Source organism: Sphingopyxis sp. HIX, assembly GCF_001468285.1.
GTDB lineage: Bacteria > Pseudomonadota > Alphaproteobacteria > Sphingomonadales > Sphingomonadaceae > Sphingopyxis.
In genome coordinates this window covers 1-21,457 of the sequence record NZ_LNSB01000011.1, presented here as the reverse complement: position 1 = coordinate 21,457, position 21,457 = coordinate 1, and the positions used below count along the sequence as shown (strand labels likewise).

The 21,457-nt window shown below is 67.0% G+C and carries 23 protein-coding genes; 12 read left to right on the top strand and 11 right to left on the bottom strand.

The window, feature by feature from the left end; all coding sequences use genetic code 11:
• Positions 1–154 precede the first annotated feature (154 nt).
• Positions 155–2,227: an alpha/beta hydrolase family protein gene (locus ATE62_RS07100; protein ID WP_058809611.1), complete on the top strand. Its 2,073-nt coding sequence runs from the start codon at positions 155–157 to the stop codon at positions 2,225–2,227.
• A 37-nt stretch (positions 2,228–2,264) separates the two neighbouring features.
• Here ATE62_RS07100 and ATE62_RS07095 read toward each other — a convergent pair whose 3' ends face one another.
• Positions 2,265–3,083, bottom strand: coding sequence for an SDR family NAD(P)-dependent oxidoreductase (locus ATE62_RS07095; RefSeq protein WP_058809610.1), 819 nt, complete (start codon positions 3,081–3,083; stop codon positions 2,265–2,267).
• Between the two features lie 314 nt (positions 3,084–3,397).
• On the opposite strand from ATE62_RS07095, the gene ATE62_RS07090 reads away from it, so the two are divergent.
• The gene (locus tag ATE62_RS07090; protein WP_058809609.1) at positions 3,398–3,928 is read left to right on the top strand and encodes a CarD family transcriptional regulator; all 531 of its coding nucleotides are present in this window, start codon (positions 3,398–3,400) and stop codon (positions 3,926–3,928) included.
• An 88-nt stretch (positions 3,929–4,016) separates the two neighbouring features.
• On the opposite strand, the gene truA is transcribed toward ATE62_RS07090, so the two are convergent.
• A complete protein-coding gene (gene truA / locus ATE62_RS07085) occupies positions 4,017–4,757 on the bottom strand; it encodes a tRNA pseudouridine(38-40) synthase TruA (protein ID WP_058809608.1) in 741 nt (246 codons plus the stop codon).
• Positions 4,754–5,674 (bottom strand): methionyl-tRNA formyltransferase, encoded by a 921-nt coding sequence (gene fmt, locus ATE62_RS07080; RefSeq protein WP_058809607.1) that lies wholly within the window; start codon positions 5,672–5,674, stop codon positions 4,754–4,756. The genes truA and fmt overlap by 4 nt, the downstream gene beginning before the upstream one ends.
• A gap of 35 nt (positions 5,675–5,709) precedes the next feature.
• Here fmt and recR point away from each other — a divergent pair, with 35 nt between their 5' ends.
• From recR to def, 3 genes are read left to right on the top strand one after another with little or no spacing between them, the layout of a single operon-like run.
• A complete protein-coding gene (gene recR, locus ATE62_RS07075) occupies positions 5,710–6,306 on the top strand; it encodes a recombination mediator RecR (RefSeq protein WP_058809606.1) in 597 nt (198 codons plus the stop codon).
• Between the two features lie 14 nt (positions 6,307–6,320).
• Positions 6,321–6,719 (top strand): hypothetical protein, encoded by a 399-nt coding sequence (locus tag ATE62_RS07070; protein WP_058809605.1) that lies wholly within the window; start codon positions 6,321–6,323, stop codon positions 6,717–6,719.
• Between the two features lie 48 nt (positions 6,720–6,767).
• On the top strand, positions 6,768–7,301 hold the full coding sequence (def, locus tag ATE62_RS07065) for a peptide deformylase (protein WP_058809604.1): 534 nt from the start codon (positions 6,768–6,770) through the stop codon (positions 7,299–7,301).
• A gap of 169 nt (positions 7,302–7,470) precedes the next feature.
• Here def and ATE62_RS07060 read toward each other — a convergent pair whose 3' ends face one another.
• Complete coding sequence (locus tag ATE62_RS07060; RefSeq protein ID WP_058809623.1) at positions 7,471–8,025, bottom strand: nucleotide exchange factor GrpE; 555 nt, start codon at positions 8,023–8,025, stop codon at positions 7,471–7,473.
• 13 nt (positions 8,026–8,038) lie between these two features.
• Positions 8,039–9,082 (bottom strand): heat-inducible transcriptional repressor HrcA, encoded by a 1,044-nt coding sequence (gene hrcA / locus ATE62_RS07055; protein WP_058809603.1) that lies wholly within the window; start codon positions 9,080–9,082, stop codon positions 8,039–8,041.
• Positions 9,083–9,432: 350 nt separating this feature from the next.
• Between hrcA and ATE62_RS07050 the strand changes: the two genes are divergently transcribed.
• From ATE62_RS07050 to ATE62_RS07030, 5 genes are all read left to right on the top strand, one after another.
• Complete coding sequence (locus tag ATE62_RS07050) at positions 9,433–10,233, top strand: dienelactone hydrolase family protein (RefSeq protein WP_058809602.1); 801 nt, start codon at positions 9,433–9,435, stop codon at positions 10,231–10,233.
• Positions 10,234–10,281: 48 nt separating this feature from the next.
• Positions 10,282–10,998 (top strand): ribonuclease PH, encoded by a 717-nt coding sequence (gene rph / locus ATE62_RS07045; RefSeq protein ID WP_058809601.1) that lies wholly within the window; start codon positions 10,282–10,284, stop codon positions 10,996–10,998.
• A gap of 1 nt (position 10,999) precedes the next feature.
• The gene (rdgB, locus tag ATE62_RS07040; RefSeq protein WP_058809600.1) at positions 11,000–11,623 is read left to right on the top strand and encodes an RdgB/HAM1 family non-canonical purine NTP pyrophosphatase; all 624 of its coding nucleotides are present in this window, start codon (positions 11,000–11,002) and stop codon (positions 11,621–11,623) included.
• A gap of 9 nt (positions 11,624–11,632) precedes the next feature.
• Positions 11,633–12,778, top strand: a complete 1,146-nt coding sequence (gene hemW / locus ATE62_RS07035) for a radical SAM family heme chaperone HemW (protein ID WP_058809599.1) — start codon at positions 11,633–11,635, stop codon at positions 12,776–12,778.
• Between the two features lie 100 nt (positions 12,779–12,878).
• Positions 12,879–13,769: a tyrosine recombinase XerC gene (locus ATE62_RS07030; protein WP_058809598.1), complete on the top strand. Its 891-nt coding sequence runs from the start codon at positions 12,879–12,881 to the stop codon at positions 13,767–13,769.
• 168 nt (positions 13,770–13,937) lie between these two features.
• On the opposite strand, the gene ATE62_RS07025 is transcribed toward ATE62_RS07030, so the two are convergent.
• Genes ATE62_RS07025 through rsmI form a run of 4 tightly spaced genes read right to left on the bottom strand, consistent with a single transcriptional unit; the run spans position 13,938 to position 16,746 of the window.
• Entirely contained in the window at positions 13,938–14,543 is a 606-nt protein-coding gene (locus ATE62_RS07025) for a DedA family protein (RefSeq protein WP_058809597.1), read from the bottom strand.
• Between the two features lie 24 nt (positions 14,544–14,567).
• Positions 14,568–15,518 carry a glutathione synthase gene (gshB, locus tag ATE62_RS07020; RefSeq protein ID WP_058809596.1) on the bottom strand — a complete coding sequence of 317 codons (951 nt, stop codon included), beginning with the start codon at positions 15,516–15,518 and terminating at the stop codon, positions 14,568–14,570.
• 20 nt (positions 15,519–15,538) lie between these two features.
• On the bottom strand, positions 15,539–15,889 hold the full coding sequence (locus tag ATE62_RS07015; protein ID WP_058809595.1) for a YraN family protein: 351 nt from the start codon (positions 15,887–15,889) through the stop codon (positions 15,539–15,541).
• The gene (rsmI, locus tag ATE62_RS07010) at positions 15,886–16,746 is read right to left on the bottom strand and encodes a 16S rRNA (cytidine(1402)-2'-O)-methyltransferase (protein WP_058809594.1); all 861 of its coding nucleotides are present in this window, start codon (positions 16,744–16,746) and stop codon (positions 15,886–15,888) included. The genes ATE62_RS07015 and rsmI overlap by 4 nt, the downstream gene beginning before the upstream one ends.
• 70 nt (positions 16,747–16,816) lie before the next feature.
• On the opposite strand from rsmI, the gene ATE62_RS07005 reads away from it, so the two are divergent.
• Together ATE62_RS07005 and infC are read left to right on the top strand one after the other, a co-directional pair.
• Entirely contained in the window at positions 16,817–17,959 is a 1,143-nt protein-coding gene (locus ATE62_RS07005; RefSeq protein WP_443028857.1) for a penicillin-binding protein activator, read from the top strand.
• Between the two features lie 168 nt (positions 17,960–18,127).
• On the top strand, positions 18,128–18,664 hold the full coding sequence (gene infC / locus ATE62_RS07000; protein ID WP_058809593.1) for a translation initiation factor IF-3: 537 nt from the start codon (positions 18,128–18,130) through the stop codon (positions 18,662–18,664).
• 43 nt (positions 18,665–18,707) lie between these two features.
• Here the strand turns inward: infC and ATE62_RS06995 are convergent, their stop codons facing one another.
• Both ATE62_RS06995 and ATE62_RS06990 read right to left on the bottom strand, forming a co-directional pair.
• The gene (locus ATE62_RS06995; RefSeq protein WP_156420630.1) at positions 18,708–20,405 is read right to left on the bottom strand and encodes a hypothetical protein; all 1,698 of its coding nucleotides are present in this window, start codon (positions 20,403–20,405) and stop codon (positions 18,708–18,710) included.
• Between the two features lie 79 nt (positions 20,406–20,484).
• Entirely contained in the window at positions 20,485–21,183 is a 699-nt protein-coding gene (locus tag ATE62_RS06990) for an NRDE family protein (protein ID WP_058809621.1), read from the bottom strand.
• Between the last annotated feature and the right edge of the window lie 274 nt (positions 21,184–21,457).

Here is a 21,457-nt window from a genome sequence, read left to right as displayed (position 1 = left end):
GAGCGATCCGGCGGGGCTTTTTGGTTTCATTTTCAACTTAAGTTTGTTGCCATTGCCGGGCCGCCTTCCTAGGCTTGCTCATGGGGTAGCTGCGGGCAATCGGCCCGCAAGCCAGTGGGTTGCGCCGTTCGTCAGGGGCGCGAGAACGGAGACGATGATGATCAAGAAGATGTTTGCCGCGGCGTTGCTCGCGTCGGCAATGGGGATGCCTGCGATCGCGGCGGACACGCCGGGCAAGCCGGTGGCCGAGAAGGTCAGTCTCGACGTGCTGGCGTCGCTGCCGTTGATGAGCGACCTCCAGATGTCGCCCGGGGGCACCAAGATCGCGATGACGCTCGGCGCGGGTAACGAGTTCGGCTATGCCGTTCTCGACCTTTCCAAACCCGGCTCGAAGCCGCAGATTTTTGCGCGGGCATCGACCTTCAAGGAAGCCGGCCAGCGCGACGTCACCAGCTATCGCTGGGTCGATGACCGCTATCTGATTCTCGAACTCGCCTCGCGCGAGTTCATCGCGCTTTTCGGACAGCGCGTCGATATCGGCCGTCTTGCCGCCTATGATACGCAGACGGGGAAGACCCATCCGCTGGCCTGGGACATGGCGACCGCGGACGCTTCGACCATTTTGCATATCGACAAGGAAAAGAAGCGTATCCTGCTGGCGCGGCAGATCGACGATGGCGACACCGAAAAGCGCTTCAGCTACCAGGTCGACTGGGTCGACGTCGCGACGGGCAAGGTGCTGGAAACGGTTCAGCGGACGAACCCGGTGGTCGGCGGCTGGGCGGCCGACAGCAAGGGCGTGGTCCGGATGGGCTTCGGATCGGATCGCGATACCGGCGAGAGCCGCTATCTTTATCGCTCGGGTCCCGGCGAAAATTTCCGCACGGTGCAGAAGGTCATCGACAAGGATTTCACCGGCTCGGGCATTCAGCCGATCGTCTTTCTGAACGAGCCCGATATGGCGATCGTGTCGAGCAACCACGAGGGCTATCGCGCGATCTACAAGGCCAATCTGGCGACGATGGAAATCGGCGAAAAACTCTTTTCGGTCCCCGGATATGACGTCGGCACTGCCATCCCGAACGAAGACCGCGACGGGATCGTCGGTTATGCCTATGCGACCGACCGGGCGCGCCGTAAATTCACCGACGAACGACTGGCCGCGATCCAGAATTTCCTGAACGAGGATTTCGGCGAAGGAAATGCGAACATCGTCAGCAGCGACGATGGCGACAAGAAACTGGTCGTCTCGATGGCCAGCGCCGACCAGATCGGCAGCTATTATCTCTATGACGTCGAAAGCGGGAAGTTCGCGCTGATCGGTCATCGCAGCGATGCGCTGGGCGACGGCAAGCTCAATCCGGTGAAAGCGATCCGCTACAAGGCGAGCGACGGCCTGGAAATCGAGGCGATCCTGACGACGCCGCGGCTGCGCGCCGGGCAGAAGAACCTGCCCATCGTGGTGCTGACCCACGGCGGTCCCTATGGCGTGCGCGACTATGCTGCCTATGACCAATGGGCCCAGACCATCGCCGAACAGGGCTATGTCGTCGTGCAGCCCAATTATCGCGGCTCGGGCGGCTATGGGAACGAGTTCGTGAAATCGGGCCGCCAGGACGGTTTCGGCACGCGCATGCAGGACGATCTCAACGATGTGGTCGACTATCTGGCGGCGCAGGGCATGGTCGATGCCAAGCGTGCCTGCATGATGGGCTGGTCCTATGGCGGCTATGCCTCGGCGCGCGCCGCCCAGCGCGATCCCCAGCGTTGGCGCTGCACCATCGCCGGTGCCGGCGTCTACGACCTTCCGATGATGCGCGACTATGACAAGGGCTATCTCGGCTCCTTTGGCGCCAATTATCTCGCCAAGGGTGCCAATTCGCTCACCGATGTGTCGCCCGCGCGGAACACCGATACCAAATGGGCGCCGATCCTGATCGTGCACGGCGTGCGCGATCCGCGCGTCCCGATCGCGCAGGGGCGGACCTTGGTGTCGCGGCTGAAGGGCAGCGGGAAGAAGCAGGGCGTCGATTTCGAATATATCGAGCAGCCGAAGAACGGCCATTATGGCATCTATTTTACCAAGGAAGAGCGCGTCGAATGGCTCGGCGGCGCGTCGAACTGGCTCGAACGCTTCAACCCGGCCTATGTCCCGTCGGACGCCGATTTCGCGAAGAAGCCGGCGGCCGACCCGCTGATCGCCAACGCCAAATTCACCGGCGGCTGACCGGCGCGCCCGGCTCGATGAGGGCGGGCCGCGGGGTTTATCCCTCGCGGCCCGCTTTCATCTGGGCGGCATAGCCCGCCTGGACCATCGCGCTCATCCGGTCGAACAGCGCGTCGGGATCGGCGCGGCGGAGCGCGGGAATCGCGGCCTCGGCGCCTTCGGCAACCACCAGTTCGCGCGTTCCCGCGGCCACGGCATCCAATATCTGCGCCGCGGCAAAATCGGGCGACAGGCCGTTGTCGATCGCCTTGTCGCTTTCGCCGCGCGTGCTGCCGTCGGCGTTCAGCGCATTGCGGCTGACGTTGGTCGCGACCGATCCCGGCGCGACGACGAGCACTTTCAGCCCCAGATGCTCGTTCTCCGCCCGCACGCTGTCGTGATAGCCGATCAGGCCGTGCTTCGCGGCGCAATAGGCGCTGCGCAGCGGCACCCCGGCGATGCCCGCGACGCTCGAGATCGCGACGATCTGTCCGCCGCCCGCGCCCACCAAGCGCGGCAGCAAGGCCTGCGTCAGCGCGATCGGCGCGAGCAGGTCGACCGCGACGATCTTTTCATAGACCGAAAAGTCGGTTTCGACCGCGAGGCTGCGCTGCGAGATGCCGGCGTTGTTGACCAGCCCGTCGATCCGTCCGCACCAGTTCCACGCTTCCGCGACCATCGTCGGCAGCGCGGCGTAGTCGGTGGCTTCGAAGGGCAGGATCATCGTGCCCGGGCCGACATCCTTCGCCACCGCTTCCAGCGCGGCAAGGTTGCGGCCCGACAGAATCAGTCGCGCGCCGCGCGCGGCAAGTCCCCGCGCCAGCGCGGCGCCGATCCCCGACGAAGCCCCTGTAATCCACCAGACTTGATCCTGCATCGCGGTATCCCCATTTCATGATTTCGTCCCAGCCTGAAACGGTCCGCCGGGGCCGTCAAGGCGGCCACCCACGCATTTCCGCCAAGGGGTGGCAATTTTGTTGCGACTCTGTTATAATAAATATCAACACGCCGACATTCTGCCTCTTCCCGTCGCTGGGCTGGGGCGCGATCGGCGTTTCCGATGGAGCCATATCCCTTGTCACTCTGACTGGCTAGCGCCGCCGAAATGCTTCGATCCACCTCAACCGAGGGCAGGATGCACCGGCTTTGACGCGCTTTCCCGTTACCGACGAGGCACAGAAAGGAAACTGCATGTCCGCGAACACCCTCCTCTTCGAAGTCGGTGACTATGTCGTTTATCCGAAGCATGGCGTGGGGCGCGTCATCGAACTGCAGCGGTCGGAAATCGCCGGCATGCAGCTCGAACTTTATGTCCTGCGCTTTGAAAAAGAAAAAATGACCTTGCGCGTCCCGACCAACAAGGCCGAGGGCGTGGGCATGCGCAAGCTGTCGTCGGACAAGACGCTGAAGGAAGCGCTGCAGGTGCTGACCACCAAGCCGAAGGTCAAGCGCACCATGTGGTCGCGCCGCGCCCAGGAATATGAAGCGAAGATCAATTCGGGCGACCTGGTGTCGATCGCCGAAGTGACCCGCGACCTGTTCCGCGCCGACGACCAGCCCGAGCAGAGCTATTCGGAACGCCAGATCTTCGAAGCCGCCTCGAGCCGCCTCGCCCGCGAACTGGGCGCGATGGAAGAGAGCGACGAAAAGACGGCGCAGGCGAAGATCCTCCAGATCCTGAACGAGCATGCGCCGAAATATTATGTGGAGAAGGCGCTCTAAGCGCGGGCTTCGCCGTGGCGAGAAAAGGAAAGGGCGGTCCGGAAAGGCCGCCCTTTTTCTTTGCCCCTCTCCCCCAAGGGGAGAGGGCTCAGGGGTAAGTCGCGCTCACGAAATACAGCCCATCCGGCGGCGCATTGAGCCCCAGCGCCTGCCGGTCCGCCGCCTCGAGCGCCGCCTGCAGATCGCGCGCCGACCATTTGCCTTCACCGACGAGCGCAAGGCAGCCGACCATCGACCGCACCTGGTGGTGGAGGAAGCTACGCGCCGCGGCCTCGACGATGATCTCCTCGCCGTGGCGGCTGACGGTCAGCCGGTCGAGCGTCTTCACCGGGCTTTGCGACTGGCAGTTGACCGAGCGGAAGGTCGTGAAGTCGTGGAGCCCAAGCAGCAATTTTGCCGCCTCGTGCATCTTCGCGGCGTCGAGCGGGCGCGCGAACTGCCACGCCAGCCCCTTGTCCCACGTCAGCGGCGCACGCCGGTTCACGATGCGATACTCATAGCTGCGCCCGGTACAGGCGAAGCGCGAATGCCAGTCGTCGGGGGCTTCCTCGCACGCGACGATCGCGACCGGCGCGGGGCGCAATTGTGCGTTGATCGCCTCCATCAGGCGAAAGGGCGTCAGCGGCTTGTCGATATCGACATGGCCGCGCATCGCGATGGCATGGACGCCGGCGTCGGTGCGCCCGGCGCTGAACACCGCCGCGTCCTCGCCGGTGATGCGGTGCACCGCCGCCTCGATCGTCTGCTGGACGCTCGGCCCATGCGCCTGCCGCTGCCAGCCCATATAGGGGCGGCCGTCATATTCGATGGTCAGGGCAAAACGCGTCATGCGAGCCGCGTGCCCTTGGCGATCGCACGCCCGCGCAGCAGCTCGGCGGCGTCCATGACGGGCTTGCCCGCGCGCTGGACGCGCGTCGCGCGGATCGCGCCGGGGTTGCAAGCGACGGTCAGCGCATCGTCGAGCGTGACGCCGGGCGCGGCACCCGCGACGGTCTCGGCCGGATGGACGACCTCGGCGGCGAGCAATTTGTAGCGCTCGCCCTCGAGTTCGAAGAAGGCGCCCGGCATCGGATTGAACGCGCGGATCTGGCGCTCGACCTGCACCGCGCTCGTCAGGAAATCGAGCCGCGCCTCGCTCTTGTCGATCTTCGCCGCATAAGTGACGCCCTCCTCGGGCTGCGTTTCAGGCTGGAAGGCGTGGAGATCGCTCAGCACCTTGACCATCATCAGCGCGCCCATTTCGGCGAGCTCGTGGGTCAGCATGCCCGCGCTCTTGCCCGCGGTCGGCGTGGTCTCGACCAGCCGCATCGCGCCAGTATCCAGCCCCACGTCCATCTGCATGATCGTCACCCCGGTCTCGGCATCGCCCGCCAGGATCGCGCGCTGCACCGGCGCCGCGCCGCGCCAGCGCGGCAGGATCGAGCCATGGACGTTGAGACAGCCCTCGCGCGGGGCAGCGAGCACCGCCTGCGGCAGGATCAGGCCATAGGCCGCGACCACCGCGACATCGAGACCCAGCGCCGCAAATTCGGCCTGTGCCTCTTCGCTGCGCAGGCTCTTCGGCGTGCGCACGGGCAGGCCGTGTTCTTCGGCCCAGTTGTGCACCGCGCTCTGCTGCACCTTCTTGCCGCGCTGCGCGGGGCGGGGGGGCTGGGTGTAGACGGCCACGATCTGATGCCCCGCGGCATGCAGCGCGGCGAGCGTCGGCACCGCAAAGGGCGGCGTTCCCATGAAGGCGATGCGCATTGTCATTTCTCGCGCGCCGCTTAAGACCATCCGTCATGGCATCGCAAGAGATTGAAGCCCTCGTCCAGCAACTCGCCCGCCTGCCGGGGCTCGGCCCGCGCTCGGCGCGGCGCGCGGTGCTGCACCTGATGAAGAAGCGCGAAAGCAGCTTCGCGCCCCTGCTCGCGGCGCTGCAGACGGTGTCCGAGCGGCTCGTGACGTGCACCATCTGCGGCAATGTCGACACGCAGGACCCGTGCGCGATCTGCGCCGACCCGCGCCGCGACGCGCGCAGCCTGTGCGTCGTCGAGGAGGTTTCGGACCTCTGGGCGCTCGACAAGTCGCGGCTCTTCCCCGGCAAATATCATGTGCTCGGCGGGCGGCTGTCGGCGCTCGAAGGCGTGCGGCCGCAGGACCTCAGCATCGACGCGCTGGTCGCGCGCGTCGCGGCGGGCGGGATCGACGAGGTGGTGCTCGCGATGAACGCGACGCTGGAGGGGCAGACCACGGCGCATTATCTCGCCGAACGGCTGGAAGGTTATCCGGTGCGGCTGACGCAGCTGGCGCATGGCCTTCCGGTGGGAGGCGAGCTCGACTATCTCGACGAGGGGACGCTCGCGCAGGCGCTTCGGGCGCGGCGGCCCGTGGGGTGAGGGCAATCGCGCTTTTGCCGCTGTTTTTGCTTGCTGCCTGTACGCCCCGCGAGGTCAAGCCGACCGAAGCCGAGATGGACCGGGTCGAAGCTGCGCTCGCGAAACTGCCGTGCATCGGCGATTTGTCCCGGTGGGAGCGTCAATATCTATACCACCCGGATTTCTTCGCCGAGGAAGTCGCCACTGCATCCAAGGAGGGCCGAGCCCCGCGGCCGAGTGGCTACGACCGGAACGTCATCGAGGTTCATCTGCGCGAAGCCGGGTTCGAAGAGTTTGGAAGCGGTCGGAAAAGCTATTCGAACTACCCGCCCGGATCGCTCGACAGCGACGACAGGAAATATTTGATCGCCTATGGCTCCTATGACCTGAAGGGTGACAAGCTGCATCTGGCAGCCTGCGGCCCCAATATGTGACCGCGGCACCCCCTTGACCCCGCGCCCGCGCGACCATACCTGCACGCCATGTCCTTACTTCCCATCATAGAGACCCCCGATCCGCGGCTGCGCGTCATTTCGAAGCCGGTCGAGACCTTCGACGCCGAGCTGAAGACGCTTGTCGCCGACATGTTCGAGACGATGTACGACGCGCCCGGCATCGGGCTCGCCGCGATCCAGGTCGGGGTGGCGAAGCGCATCCTGGTCATCGACCTGCAGGAACCCGATCCCGAGGACGAAGAAGGCAAGCGCCTGATCCGTACCCCGCGCGTCTTCATCAACCCCGTCTTCTCCGACGAGAGCGAAGAGCATAGCGTCTATCAGGAGGGCTGCCTGTCGGTCCCCGAGCAATATGCCGATGTGACGCGCCCCGCCGAGGTCACCGTCGACTGGCAGGACGAAGACGGCAACAAGCACCGCGAGCGCATGACCGGGCTGATGGCGACGTGCATCCAGCACGAGCACGATCACCTCGAAGGCATTCTCTTCATCGACCATCTGTCGCGGCTGAAGCGCGAGATGGTGCTGAAGAAACTCGCGAAGATGCGGAAAGCGGCCTGATTCCCTCTCCCCTTGGGGGAGAGGGCAGCGAGACTTGCGAATTTATTCGCTAGTCGCAGCGGGTGAGGGCGTTCTGCCGCGACGTCGCACCCCCTCACCCAACTTCAGCTAGGCAGCAAGCTGCCAAGCTTTCGTATCCCTCTCCCACAAGGGGAGAGGGGAAAAGGCGTCAGCCGGCCTTCGCCACCCCCACCATCGCGGGGCGCAGCAGGCGGTCCTTCATCATATAGCCCGCCTGCATTTCCTGCACGATCGTGCCGGGCGCCTTGTCGCTCGGGATTTCGAGCATCGCCTGGTGCTGGTTCGGGTCGAGCGGCAGGCCGATCGCGGCGATGCGCGTGATGCCGTTGCGCTCGAACACGCCGAGCAGTTCGCGCTCGGTCGCCTCGAGCCCGGTGACGAGCGGCTTGATCCCCTCGTCGGCGCGCTGCTCCGGCGTCAGCGCGGCGAGCGCGCGGCCGAGATTGTCGGCGACCGACAAGATGTCGCGCGCGAACTTCGTCGCGGCATAGGCGTGCGCGTCGGCGATTTCCTTGTCCTTGCGGCGCGAGACATTCTGCGTCTCGGCGCGCGCATAGAGCAGGTCCTGCTGCACCGCCGCCAGCTGTTCGGCGAGCTTTGCCACTTCGTCGTCCTCGCCCGGCGTGGGCGCGGTCGCATCGGTCTCGGCGGCGACATTTTCGGGGGTCAGCGCGTCGTCTTCGACGGGCGTGTCATTGTCCATATTCGTCATAAACCTATCGTATCAGTCTGGAGAGCGATTGTGCGGTGAAATCCACCATGGGTACGATCCGGGCATAGTTCAAGCGCGTGGGGCCGATCACGCCCACCACGCCGACCACGCGCCCGTCCGCGCCGCGATAGGGCGCCGCTATCACGGACGAGCCCGAAAGCGAGAATAATTTATTCTCCGACCCGATGAAAATCCGGGTCGCGCTGCCCTCGCGCGCGCTGTCGAGCAGCTGGGCGATGTCCTGCTTGGTCTCGAGCTCGTCGAGCAATTGGCGCACGCGGTCGAGGTCGCCGACCGCGCTGTCGTCGAGCAGGTTCGCCTGCCCGCGCACGATCAGCACCGGGCGGTCGGCGCCGTCGGACGACCAGATGGCGAGCCCGCGCGACACCAGGTCCTGCGCGGCGCGGTCGATCGCGATACGCTCGGCCTCGATCTCGTGGCGGACGCGCGCCATCGCTTCGGTGAGGGTCAGGCCGCTGAGCGTCGCGCTGATATAATTGCCCGCCTCGACCAGCGCCGAGGGGGCGAGGCCGGTGGGAATGTCGATGACGCGGTTCTCGACCGACCCGTCGCCCGCGACGAGTATGACGAGCGACTGGCTCGCCGACAGCGGCACGAAGGCGAGCTGCTTGAGCACACGCTCGTGCTTGGGGACGAGCACGAGCCCGGCGCAGGCCGAGAGGCCCGAGAGCGCCGAGGTGGCCTGCGCGAGCGCGCTTTCGATCGGGCCGGCGTCCGACAGCGACGCCTCGATCTGCGCGCGGTCTTCGGCCGAGGGCTCGGCGACCTGCATCATGCCGTCGACGAAGAGCCGCAGGCCCTGTTCGGTGGGCAGCCGCCCCGCGCTGGTGTGCGGGCTGGCGAGCAGGCCGAACTCCTCCAGATCCTGCATCACGTTGCGGATCGATGCGGGCGAGAGATTGAGGCTCGCGAGCTTCGACAGCGTACGCGAGCCCACGGGCTGGCCGGTTTCGAGATAGGCATCGACCACCAGCCGGAACACGTCGCGCGCGCGCGTGGTGAGTTCGGTGATCGGCGGGGTGCTCATGCGAAGGATTTAGGGATGCGAGGGGGTGGGGGCAAGCATCGCCGCTATTGGCTCGCACAAAGCCACGAAGCCACAAAGATGGTGATGGCCGCAACGCGGCATTCCCCTTGGGCATCGCCTCTGGGCGCGAGTGATGGGAAGTGTATGTCCTACCGGTCTTGGCCCTCTTTGTGGCTTCGTGGCTTTGTGCGAGATTATTTTGAACTCACACAAAGGCACGAAGGCACAAAGAAGGAATAAGCTGGATCGCGCGGAGAGTCGTGTGCTTCTCCGCACCCTTCGCGGGGATGACGAAAAGGGAGTGCATCGGGGCCGTCTTATGCTTAGCTTCTTTGCCGGGGGAGAAAGTCATGACCACACGCCCGCTCGACCAGGACGATCCGCTCGACGATTTCGAGCATCGCGACATCGTCCTGCTCGGCCGCAAGCACCGCGTCTACACAATGGGCCGCGGCCCCGCGGTGGTCGTGATGACCGAAATGCCCGGCATCAGCCCGCATGTGACGCGCTTCGCGCGCTGGGTCCGCGATGCGGGCTTCACCGTCTATATGCCGCATATCTTTGGGCGTGACGGCGCGGTCCCGCGCATGCCCGGCGCATTGTTCACGATGCTCGGCGGCTGCATCAGCCGCCAGTTCCGTGCCTTCCAGGCCAATGAAAGCTCGCCCGCGGCCCAATGGCTGCGGGCGCTGGCTGCGTTCGCGCACCAGGAATGCGGCGGCAAGGGCGTCGGCGCGATCGGCATGTGCTTCACGGGCAATTTTGCGCTGTCGATGATGCTGGAGCCCGCGGTGCTGGCGCCGGTGCTCGCGCAGCCGTCGCTGCCGCTGAACGACCCCGCGGGCCTGCACATCGCCCCCGACGAACTCGCGGCGGTGAAGGCGCGGATGGAGGCCGAGGATCTGACCGTGCTCGCCTACCGCTTCGAGGGCGACAAATATTGCAAGGCGGCGCGCTTCGCCGCCTATGCGGATGCGCTCGGCGACCGTTTTATCGGCACGGTGCTGCCCGACGAAGCCGCAAACCCCGACAGCCCCATGAAGAACCCGCACAGCGTGGTGACGATCCACCTGATCGACGAAGCCGGCCAGCCGACGGTGGCGGCGCGCGACGAAATCCTCGATTTCTTTCGTATGCGGTTGAGCGATTGAGCGCGCGCGCCTAAGGGCCACGGCGATCTTCAATCGAAAGGATAGTCCATGCGCCCTTCCGGCCGCGCGCCCGACCAGATGCGCCCCATCGGCATCGAGACCGAATTCACCATCCACGCCGAGGGCAGCGTCCTCGTCAGCTTCGGCAACACCAAGGTGCTGGTCACCGCCAGCGTCGACGAGAAGGTGCCGCCCTTCCTGCGCGGCAAGGGGCAGGGCTGGGTCACCGCCGAATATGGCATGCTGCCCCGCGCGACGCACACGCGCGGCAGCCGCGAGGCGGCGAAGGGCAAGCAGTCGGGGCGCACGCAGGAAATCCAGCGGCTGATCGGCCGGTCCTTGCGCGCCGTGGTCGATTTCCAAAAGCTCGGCGAGCGGCAGATCGTGATCGACTGCGACGTGATCCAGGCCGATGGCGGCACGCGCACCGCGTCGATCTCGGGCGCGTGGGTCGCGCTGCGGCTCGCGGTCGACAAGCTGATCGCCTCGGGCGCGATCACGACCGACCCGATCGAGGACCAGGTCGCGGCGATATCGTGCGGCATCTACAAGGGCACGCCGGTGCTCGACCTCGACTATGACGAGGATTCGGTCGCCGAGGCCGACGGCAATTTCGTGCTCACCGGGCGCGGCCAGATCGTCGAGGTGCAGGCGAGCGCCGAGGGCGCGACCTATGACGAGGAAGGCCTGCTGCGCCTGCTCCGCCTCGCGCGCATCGGCTGCGCCGACATCTTCGCCGCGCAGGCGAAGGCGGTGGGGCGCTGAGGTGAACCGCAAGCTAGTCCCCGGTCGGCTCGTCATCGCGAGCCACAATGCGGGCAAGGTGCGCGAGATCCGCGCGCTGCTCTTGCCCTTCGGGATCGAGCCGGTGTCGGCGGGCGACCTCGGCCTGCCCGAGCCCGAGGAGACGGGCACGACCTTTCGCGAGAATACGCTGCTGAAGGCGCATGCAAGCGCGTCGGCGGCGGGGCTGCCCGCGCTGGCCGATGACAGCGGGCTCGAGGTCGCGGCGCTGGGCGGGCGGCCGGGCGTCTATACCGCCGACTGGGCCGAACGGCAGCGCTTCGAGGGCAATCCGGGGCGCGACTGGTATCTCGCGATGGGCAAGGTCGAAGGGCTGCTCGCCGAGCAGGGCCCCGACGTCGACCGCAGCGCGCGCTTCGTGTGCACGCTGGCGCTGGCGTGGCCCGACGGGCATGCCGATGTCTACGAAGGCGCCGCCGAGGGCAGCCTGACCTGGCCGCCGCGGGGCAAGCTGGGCTTCGGATATGATCCGGTGTTCGTTCCGGCCGGTAACACGTTGACGTTCGCGGAAATCGATCCGGCGGAGAAGCATCGGATCAGCCATCGGGCGGATGCCTTTGCGAAGCTGGTGGCGGGGGCGTTCTGACGGGCCCGCATGGCCGAACCGCTCGCCCTTTATGTCCATTGGCCGTTTTGCGTCAGCAAATGCCCCTATTGCGACTTTAACAGCCATGTCCGCGAAAGCGTCGACCAGGACGTCTGGCGCGCGGCTTTGCTGGCGGATTTGCGGCATGAGGCCATGTTGCTGCCGGGGCGGACGGTGTCGTCGATCTTCTTCGGGGGCGGGACGCCGAGTTTGATGCCGCCCGCGACGGTCGCGGCGGTGATCGCCGAGGCGGCGGCGCTTTGGGGGCTCGCGGAAGATTGCGAGATCACGCTGGAAGCGAACCCCAATTCGGTGGAAGTTGCCGCTTTCGCCGATCTGGCGGCGGCGGGGGTCAATCGCGTGTCGATCGGAGTGCAGAGTTTCGACCCGCAAGTGCTTGAGTTTCTGGGGCGGGCGCACAGCGGCGATGAAGCGCGGCGGGCGATTGCGGCGGCGCAAACTTATTTTGGCCGCGCGAGTTTCGACCTGATCTATGCGCGGCCGGGGCAGGCGCTTTCCGACTGGGAAAAGGAACTGGGCGATGCGCTGGCGTTCGGGACGGGGCATTTGTCGCTGTACCAGCTCACGATCGAGCCCGGGACGCGCTTTGCCACGCTGGCGGCGAAGGGCGACCTCGTCATCCCCGACGGCGATGCCGCGGCCGACCTGTTCGACGCGACGCAGGCGATGACGTGCGCGGCGGGGCTGCCGCGCTACGAGGTATCGAACCATGCGCGGCCGGGCGAGGAGAGCCGGCATAACCTGACCTATTGGCGTTATGGCGACTATGCCGGGGTCGGGCCTGGGGCGCATGGACGGCGGCTTGGGCAAGCGACCGAGCGGCACAAGAAGCCGGAGAATTTCGTCGCGGCGGTGGAGCGCAACGGGCACGCGCTGAAGGTCGAGAGCGACCTGCCCGCGCACGAACGCGCGACTGAGGCGATGCTGATGGGGCTGCGGCTGAGCGAAGGCGTCGATCTGGCGCGCGTCGAAGCGCGGAGCGGGCTGGGGCGTGCGGCGTTTGTTGATGGCGATGCCGTGGCGCGGCTGGCGAGCATGGGGCTGATGCGCGCGGAGGGCGACCGGCTTACCGTAACCGACGACGGGATCTTGCTGCTCGACTCGATCCTTTCCGAGGTGGTCAAAACCCACTAATCTCCCTGCACCGTTCGTCCCGAGCAAAGTCGAGGGACGCGCGGCATGGCGCCAGCGTGTCTCGACTCGCTCGACACGAACGGGATTTGAAGGGCGGTCTTTGGCTTCAGACATCATCCGCGACTGGGATGCCCATCTGGCGCACGAGAAGCGCCGGTCGGAGCATACGCGGCGCGCCTATGTCGCGACCGCCGAACGCTTTGCCGCCTTTCTGTCGGGCCACCATGGCGGCACGGTCGACGCCGCCATGCTGCGGCGGACGAGCGCCAACGACCTGCGCGCCTACCTCGCCACCCGCCGCGCCGAAGGGCTTGGCAATGCGTCGGCGGCACGCGAACTCAGCGCGCTGCGCGGCTTCCTGCGCTTTGTCGGGGGCGAGGGGGCGACGCTTCCCGCGCTGCGCGGGCCGCGCGTCAAGAAGGGGCTGCCGCGTCCCGTCGCGCCTGCCGAGGCACTGCAACTGGCGCAGGATGTCGAGGACAATGCGCGCGAGGGCTGGGTCGGCGCGCGCGATTTCGCGCTGCTGCTGTTGCTCTATGGCGCTGGCTTACGCATCGGCGAGGCGCTGTCGCTGACCGGTGCGGCGCTGCCGCTCGGCGACATACTGCGCGTGACGGGCAAGCGGAACAAGACGCGCGTCGTGCCGATTCTGCCCGCGGTAGCGAAGGCGGTCGCGCGCTATGTCGCGGCCTGCCCGTGGCCCATGGGCAAGGACGTGCCTTTGTTCCTCGGCGCACGCGGCGGGCCGCTGCAGCCGGGCGTGGTGCGCGCGAGCGTGCGCTCGGCACGGCGGGCGCTGGGGCTGCCCGAGCGGACGACGCCGCACGCGCTGCGCCACAGCTTTGCGACGCATCTGCTGGCGGGCGGGGCCGATTTGCGCAGCTTGCAGGAATTGCTGGGGCATGCGAGCCTGGCGTCGACGCAGGTCTATACCGCTGTCGATGCGGCGCATCTGCTCGACATCTACCGGAGTGCGCATCCGCGGGCTTGAGTCCCTTCCGTCATCCCCGCGAAGGCGGGGATCCAGCTTTTCCTTCTTCGTGCCTTTGCGCCTTTGCGTGAGATTTTTCTGATTTCACGCCAAGGCGCAAAGGCACGAAGAAAAGGACAAAAGAAGAAAGCTGGATCCCCGCCTTCGCGGGGATGACGTATGTGAGGATCAGTCTTCCTTCGCCTTCGGCTTCCACCGGATCACCCGCCACACATAAACCAGCACCAGCGAGCCGATCGCCACCAGCGCCACCGGGCCGATGAAGGCGTCGAGGTTGGCGAACTGCCCGAACCACGTCCCCGCGCCCGCGAGCGCGGCGATCCAGATCGTCGAGCCCGCCGCGGTCCAGGCGAGGAACTTGAGCTGGTTCATCTTCACCATGCCCGCGGGCAGCGACACCATCGTGCGCGCAACGGGCATGAAGCGCGCGACGAAGACGATCGCCGGGCCGTGCTTCAGGAAAAAATTGTGCAGCCGTTCGACCTCGTTCCAGTCGAGCGTCAGCCAGCGGCCGTGGCGGTCGATGAAGGGTTTGAGCCGCTCGTAGCCGATCCAGCGGCCGATCGCGTACCACACATAATTGCCGAGCGTCGTCCCCGCGACCGCGACCGCGACGAGCGGCACGAAATCGAAACGCCCCTTGGCGACCGCGATGCCGCCGAGCCCCATGATCACTTCGGAGGGGATCGGCGGGAAGACGTTTTCGAGCAGCATCAGCACGAAGATGCCCGCATAGCCCCACGACTGGATCAGGTTCAGGATGAAATCGGTCATGCCGGGAACAACGCTTGGCGCGCGTCAGCCGATCCGTCGCTTGATTGCATCCCAGATCAGCCCCGCTGTATCGCTGTTGTTGAAGCGGTCGATCGCCACGATCCCGGTGGGCGAGGTGACGTTGATCTCAGTCAGCCATTCGCCGCCGATCACGTCGATGCCGACGAAGACGAGGCCGCGTTCGCGCAGCGCCGGGCCCAATGCGGCGCAGATTTCCTGTTCGCGCGGGGTGAGCTCGGTCGCCTCGGCATAACCGCCGACCGCGAGGTTCGAGCGGAATTCGCCTTCGCCGGGCTTGCGGTTGATCGCGCCCGCGACCTCGCCGTCGACGAGCACGATGCGCTTGTCGCCCTCGCTCACGCTCGGCAGGAATTGCTGGACCATGAAAGGTTCGGGCCAGACCTGGCCGAACAGCTCGACCAGCGCGCCGAGGTTGCCGCCGTCGGCGTCGATCTTGAACACCGCCTTGCCGCCGTTGCCGTGGAGCGGCTTGATCACGACGGCGCCGTAGCGCGCCTGGAAATCCTTCACCGCGTCGAGGTCGCGCGTGACCATCGTCGGCGGCATGAACTGCGGGAAGTCGAGCACGAAGACCTTTTCGGGGGCGTTGCGCACCGACACCGGGTCGTTGACGACCAGTGTCTGCCCCGCGAGCCGCTCGAGCAGCCAGGTGCCGGTCAGGTAACCGAGGTCGAAGGGCGGATCCTGCCGCATCAGCACGACGTCGATGTCGCGGCCGAGGTCGAGCAGGACCTGCTCGCCGAATGTGTAATGCGCGCCCGCCTCGCGTTTCGCTTCGAGCACGCGGTGCGCCTTGACCGTCAGCCGCCCGGCCTCCCATGTCAGCCCGCGCACGTCGTAGTGATAGAGGGTGTAGCCGCGATCGAGGGCCTTCAGCATCAGGTGGAAACTGCTGTCGCCATTGATGTTGATGCCATCCATCGGGTCCATTTGCACCGCGGCGCGCAGGGTCATGTTCTTCTCCTTGGGCGCCGTCAGGGCTGCCAGACGTGGACCAGATGGCGTGGCAGGCGCCCCGGCGCAAGGAGCATCACGTCGATCCGGATATCGTCCTGCGGCCGGGCGAAGCGCGGGGACAGCATTTCGGCGGCCGCGGCGACGCGGCGCAGGCGATATTGATCGACCGCGAGGTCGAGGTCCTCGGCGTGCTCGCGCCACTTGACCTCGATGAAGGCAACCGTCCGCCCGCGCCGCGCGACGAGATCGACCTCGCCGACGGGCACGCGGAGCCGCTGGCCGAGGATGCGCCAGCCGTGGAAGCGGAGCCACCAGGCGGCGCGGCGCTCGGCCTTGCGGCCGCGCGCCTCGGCCTCGGCGCGCTTCAATCGCCGCCCTTCAGCGCGAGCGCGCGGGCGTAGACCTCGTGGCGGTCGAGGCCGAAGCGCTTGGCGACAGCCTTGGCGGCCTGCGCCACTGGCTTGTCGGCCATGGCGTCGCGCAGCGCGGCGTCGAGCGTCGCGTCGTCGGCCTCTTCGGCGGCGGCCTCGCCCGGCGGGCCGACGACGATCACGATCTCGCCCTTGGGCGGGGCGTCGGCGTAGCGCGCCGATAGCTCGCGGAGCGTGCCGGTGACGCATTCCTCGTAGAGCTTGCTGATCTCGCGTGCGACAGCGGCCTCGCGCTCGCCGAGCCCCTCGGCGAGCGCCGCGAGCGCCGCCGACAACCGCGGGCCGCTTTCATAGAAGACGAGGCTCGTACGTAGCCCCGCGAATTCGGCGATCGTGTCGGCGCGTGCCTTGGCCTTGTTCGGCAGGAAGCCCGCGAACAGGAACCGATCGCTCGGCAGCCCCGACAGGGTGATCGCGGCGATTGCGGCGCAGGGGCCGGGCAGGGTGGTGACGTGCCGCCCCGCCGCGCGGGCGTCGCGCACCAGCTTGTAGCCCGGATCGCTGATCAGCGGGGTGCCCGCGTCGCTGACCAGAACGACGACTTCATTTTCCATCCGCGCAACCAGCGCGGCGCGCGCGCGTTCGTCGCTATGATCGTGATAGGGGGTCATCGAAATTCGCAAACCCAGATGCGCCAGCAGCTTCGCCGTCACACGCGTGTCTTCGGCGGCGATCACATCGGCGTGCGCCAGCGTCGCTGCGGCGCGCGGAGTGATGTCGCCGAGGTTGCCGATGGGGGTCGCGACGATATAGAGACCGGGCAAGGGAGAATCTGAGATGGTGGATTTCGGCATGACGCAGCAGATGGCAGAAACTGCGGCGCAGCGCCAAAAAATTGCGTCGCCGCGGCGGCAGATGCTGCGCATGGCGGCCACGCTCGCGATGGCCGGGTTCCTCGCGGCGTGCCAGATGGTGCCCAAGGCCGATGGCCCGGTCGCGCCGCCGCCGCCCGAGCGCCCGCCCGAAACCGGGATCGAGCCCGGGCTGCCGACCGACACCGACCGCCACCGCGTGGCCTTGCTGGTGCCGCAGACGGGCCCCAACGCCGACGTCGGCAATGCGATCGCCAATGCGACGACGTTGGCGCTGCTCGACACCAAGACCGAGCGCGTGCGCATCACCACCTATGACACCGCGCTCGGCGCGGGGGCGGCGGCGCGGCAGGCGATCGCCGACGGCAACAAGCTGATCCTGGGGCCATTGCTCACCGAAGACGTCACCGCGGTCGCGCCGATCGCGCGCGAGGCGAAGGTGCCGGTACTCAGCTTCTCGAACGACAGCGGGGTCGCAGGCAACGGCGTCTTCATCATGGGTTTCGTCCCGGGTCAGTCGGTCGAGCGCGTCGTCGCTTACGCCCGCGGCAAGGGGCACAGCCGCTTCGGCGCGCTGGTGCCCAAGAATGTCTATGGCGACCGCTCGGCGGCGGCGTTCCGCGCGGCGGTGGCCGAGGCGGGCGGCACGCTCGTCGCGGTCGAAAGCTATGACCGCAGCGCGACCGCGCTGACCGGCGCGGCGCGGCGGATCGCCAATGCGGGCGCGATGGACGCGGTGCTGATCGCCGATTCGGGCACCAACGCGATCCGCGCCGTGCCGATCGTGAAGGGCACCGGCGGCAAGCAGATTCTCGGCACCGAGCTGTGGAACACCGAGGCGTCGCTGGGCAGCAATGCGGCGATGCGCGGCTCGTGGTTCGCCAGCGTGTCGGACGGCCTCTACGGCCAGATGGCGGGCAGCTATCGCACGCGTTACGGCCGCGCGCCGTACCGGCTGGCGAGCCTGGGGTATGATTCGGTGCTGCTGACGGTGCGCATCGCGCGCGAGTGGAAGCCGGGGACGGCCTTCCCGGCGAGCCGGCTGCTGTCGGCCGACGGTTTCGGCGGGATCGACGGGATTTTCCGCTTCAACAACCGCGGCATCGCGATGCGCGCGCTCGAGGTCAGCGAGGTCGGCGCCGGCGGCTTCCGCGTCATCGACCCCGCGCCCACCAAATGGCCCGACGCGCGCTGATGCCCCCGAGGTAGTGGCATAGCCGCCACAGTCGGCGAAAAAGCGGCAACAAAGGCGCGCTCGCAGCCTTTACGATGGCCGCGCGTTCACTATATGAGCATGGCGCGCGCGATGCATCGATTCCGCGCGTCCCTATAACGACCAGGAGATACAGCTATACCACCGCCCATGACCCGCCGCCCGATGGCGCCGCTGCCGCCGAAAAACGGCCCGCGATACAATGAATTCATCGCCTCCCCCAAAGTCCGCGTGATCGACGAGGAAGGCGAAAATCTGGGCGTGATGCTGACGGCCGAAGCGATCGAAGCCGCGGCCGAAGTGGGGCTGGATCTGGTCGAGGTGTCGCCGAACGCCGACCCGCCGGTGTGCAAGTTCCTGGACGTCGGCAAGTTTAAATATGAGGCCCAGAAAAAGGCCAACCTCGCCCGCAAGAGCCAGAAGACGCAGGAGATCAAGGAGATCAAGATGCGTCCGAACATCGACGACCACGACTTCGACGTGAAGATGAAGAAGGTGTTCGACTTCCTCGGCGAGGGCGACAAGGTGAAGATGACCATGCGCTTTCGCGGCCGCGAAATGAGCCACACCCAGCTCGGCCTCAACGTGCTCCAGCGCGTCGCCGAGATGACCGCCGAAGTCGCCAAGGTCGAGGCGCACCCGCGCACCGAAGGCCGCCAGATGCTGATGGTGCTCGCACCGAAGTGATCGGCTGACGGGCCGCCGCCGCGCGGTGGCCCGCCACCCCGCCTCAGGGCCGCAGCTTGTAGCCCTTTTCGGCCTTGATCTTTGCCTGCTGGGCGAAGTGTTTCGCGTAAATTTCATCGAAGGTCGTCGCGGCATCGACGATGCGCCAGCGCTCGCCCTCGAGCTCCGCGGGCAGCGCCGCCTTGCGGACGAACCTCACCCGCGCGCCCGCCTCATAGCCCGCCGGGGCGTTGATATAGCCGGTGTAGTTGCGCTGGATGAGCTGGCGGTTCAGCAGAATGAAGCCGTCATAGCCCTTGTCGCGGGCATATTTGGCGCACGCCATTTCGAGCAGCTCGTCGACCACATGCGCGGGCGCCCAGGCGTGGGTGAAGCGTACCGTCCAGATGTCGCTGCCCTCGGGCCCCTCGCGCTTCGCCGAATAGCCGTTGTCGTTGGTCAGCCACACGCCGTCGGAGCGCTTGAACCCCGGCAGCTCGGCCTTGGTCATCAGGTCGGGGATCGCGCGGTAGACATCGATCAGGTCGACATAGCGCGCCTTCTGCGCCTCGCCGTCGATCATCGTCTCGAACTGGCCGATCGCCGCCTTCGCTTCCGGATTGTCCTTGTCGAGCAGCGCGAGCGTGCGGATCAGGTCGAGGATCGCGGGGGGCGGCAGGTTGCCGGTCTCGATCTTCGCAAAGGCCGCCTCGGATTCCATGGTGGATATCTCGCCGCGCAGCTTGATCGCCGCCGCCCATTGGTCGAGCGCGCGGTTGGCATAGCCCGCGATGCTGAGGCGCAGCTGATAATCCTCGGTCACCGACTTGCGCTGCTGCTTGCCCTCGGGCGGCGGCGGCGGCGGGGTCATCGTCGCGGCGACGCGCGCGCGCATCGCATCGAGCCGCGGCGCGGCGTCGGCCGGATGACCCTGGACGAGCGCGGCATAGGCCCAGAGACCCGCCATCTGCGCGTCGAGGACCAGCGGATCCTGGTCGCGCGGGCGCGGCGACGGCGTCCAGCCGGGCAGCGGCTCGGGCGGGGTGGTGCGGATCAGCCCGGCGAGGCGGTCGACGACATCATATTTACCGAAGGCCGAGGCGCGCGCGACCTGGCGATAGAGAAACATCGGCGAGCGGGTGTTGCGCTGATCGAGCAGCGCCAGTTCGTTGTCGCGGCTGCCGTCGATGCGCATGCGATAGGATTGCGCCGCCGCCTGCAGCATGTCCGAATGCGGCCAGCGCGCGGCGAAGCGCGTGACGATCGCCGCGGCATCCGCCTTGTTTCCCTTTTCGATCAGCAGGTGCGCGCGCAACATATCCGATCCGGTCAGGAAACTGTCCTGGTCGATCCACACCGGGGTCTTGGCGATCTCGGCATCGGCGGCGTCGAGCGAGGTCATCGCCTTGTCGAATTCGCCCATCTTCGCCTCGTGAAAGGCGCGGGCGCGCAGCAGGTTGGCGCGGCGCGGGAATTGCTGCGGCAGCAGCGCGGGGTTCTGGAGCGCGCGGTCGCAGGCGCCGGCGCGCGTACCACCGAGCACCGCGCGGGCGCGGACCGGAAACAATTCCGAATCGCGCCCCGCCAGCGGGATCGCCTCGATGCTGGCGTCGCCATAACCGTCGTCGCGTTCGGGATAGCCCTGCCGGTCGCAGGCGATAAAATCCTGAAGCCCCGGCTTCTTGTCGTTGGCCAGCGCGCCCGTGGCCAGCCCCGTCGCCGCCATCGTCGTGGCCAGCAACACCCCATAAAACCTCTTCACCCCAAATTCCCCCTGCTACCCGCCTTCGTCATGGCGGGCGGCAAGCCGTTCGTCGAGCGGCAAAATCGGGTTCGGCGGCTCAGCCGGTCTTGAAATCGAGCGCGGTGGTTCCGGCGGCAACACCGCCCGCTTCATAACGGCGCTCGATCATCCTGACCACGCCGTCGGCGGATATCAGCACCAAGGTCGAGGCGCGCGTGCCATAGACCTCGCCGCGCAGGAACAGCGCGGGATCGTCCTCCGCCATCAGCGTGTCGAGCAGGTCTTCGGGATCGGCGCCCGCCGCCACCACCGCCGCGAGCGCTGTACGCAGCCGCTCGGCGCGCGGGCAGGGCGCATCGACGGGCTCGTTGGCGAGCGCATGGACGCCGGGCTCCAGCGTCATGATCAACGGCACCGGGCGATTGGTGAAGAGCCGCGCCCGGCCATCGCCGACCGCGAACAGGTTGAAGGCGTTGAAGCGGCCGAGGTCTTCGGCCGGCGGATCGGCGAAGCGCCCGCTCCCGCGCAGCATGTCGGTGACCAGCGCGCCGCGCGACTCCTTCGCCGGGTCGGGCATCGCGCCGCGGACGTTGGTGACGACGACGGCGCACCCGCTCGGTGCATGGACGCCGAGCCACGTTCCCCCCGCCTGCAGGTCGCGTCCCGCCACGATGCCGCTGCCGTCGTCCCATGCGCCGAGCGGCGCGGCGGGGCGGCCGTGGAATTCGTCGCGATTGCCGACCAGGATCAGGGGGCAGTCGGGATGGACGCGGTGGGCGAGGGCGACGACGCACATGACGCGCATATCGGGGGTCCGGGACGCGTTGCCAAGGCGATATATGGCGGGGTCATTCCTGTGGCGGCGGGTTTCGGGCGGAAGTTGACTAAGTTGACGCCCCATCGCGTGCGCGAACAAGGGGTTAGCGAGGCGGCTGCCCGAGGTATGACGCTGGAGGCGAGACGCGACGCTCATCCGACAGGGTAGATCATGGCGGGATTTATTAGGAAAGCGGTTTTTCTTCCCGGGGGGCGGGGAGGGCGGTTTCGGGCGATTGCTGCCCTTTTAATCC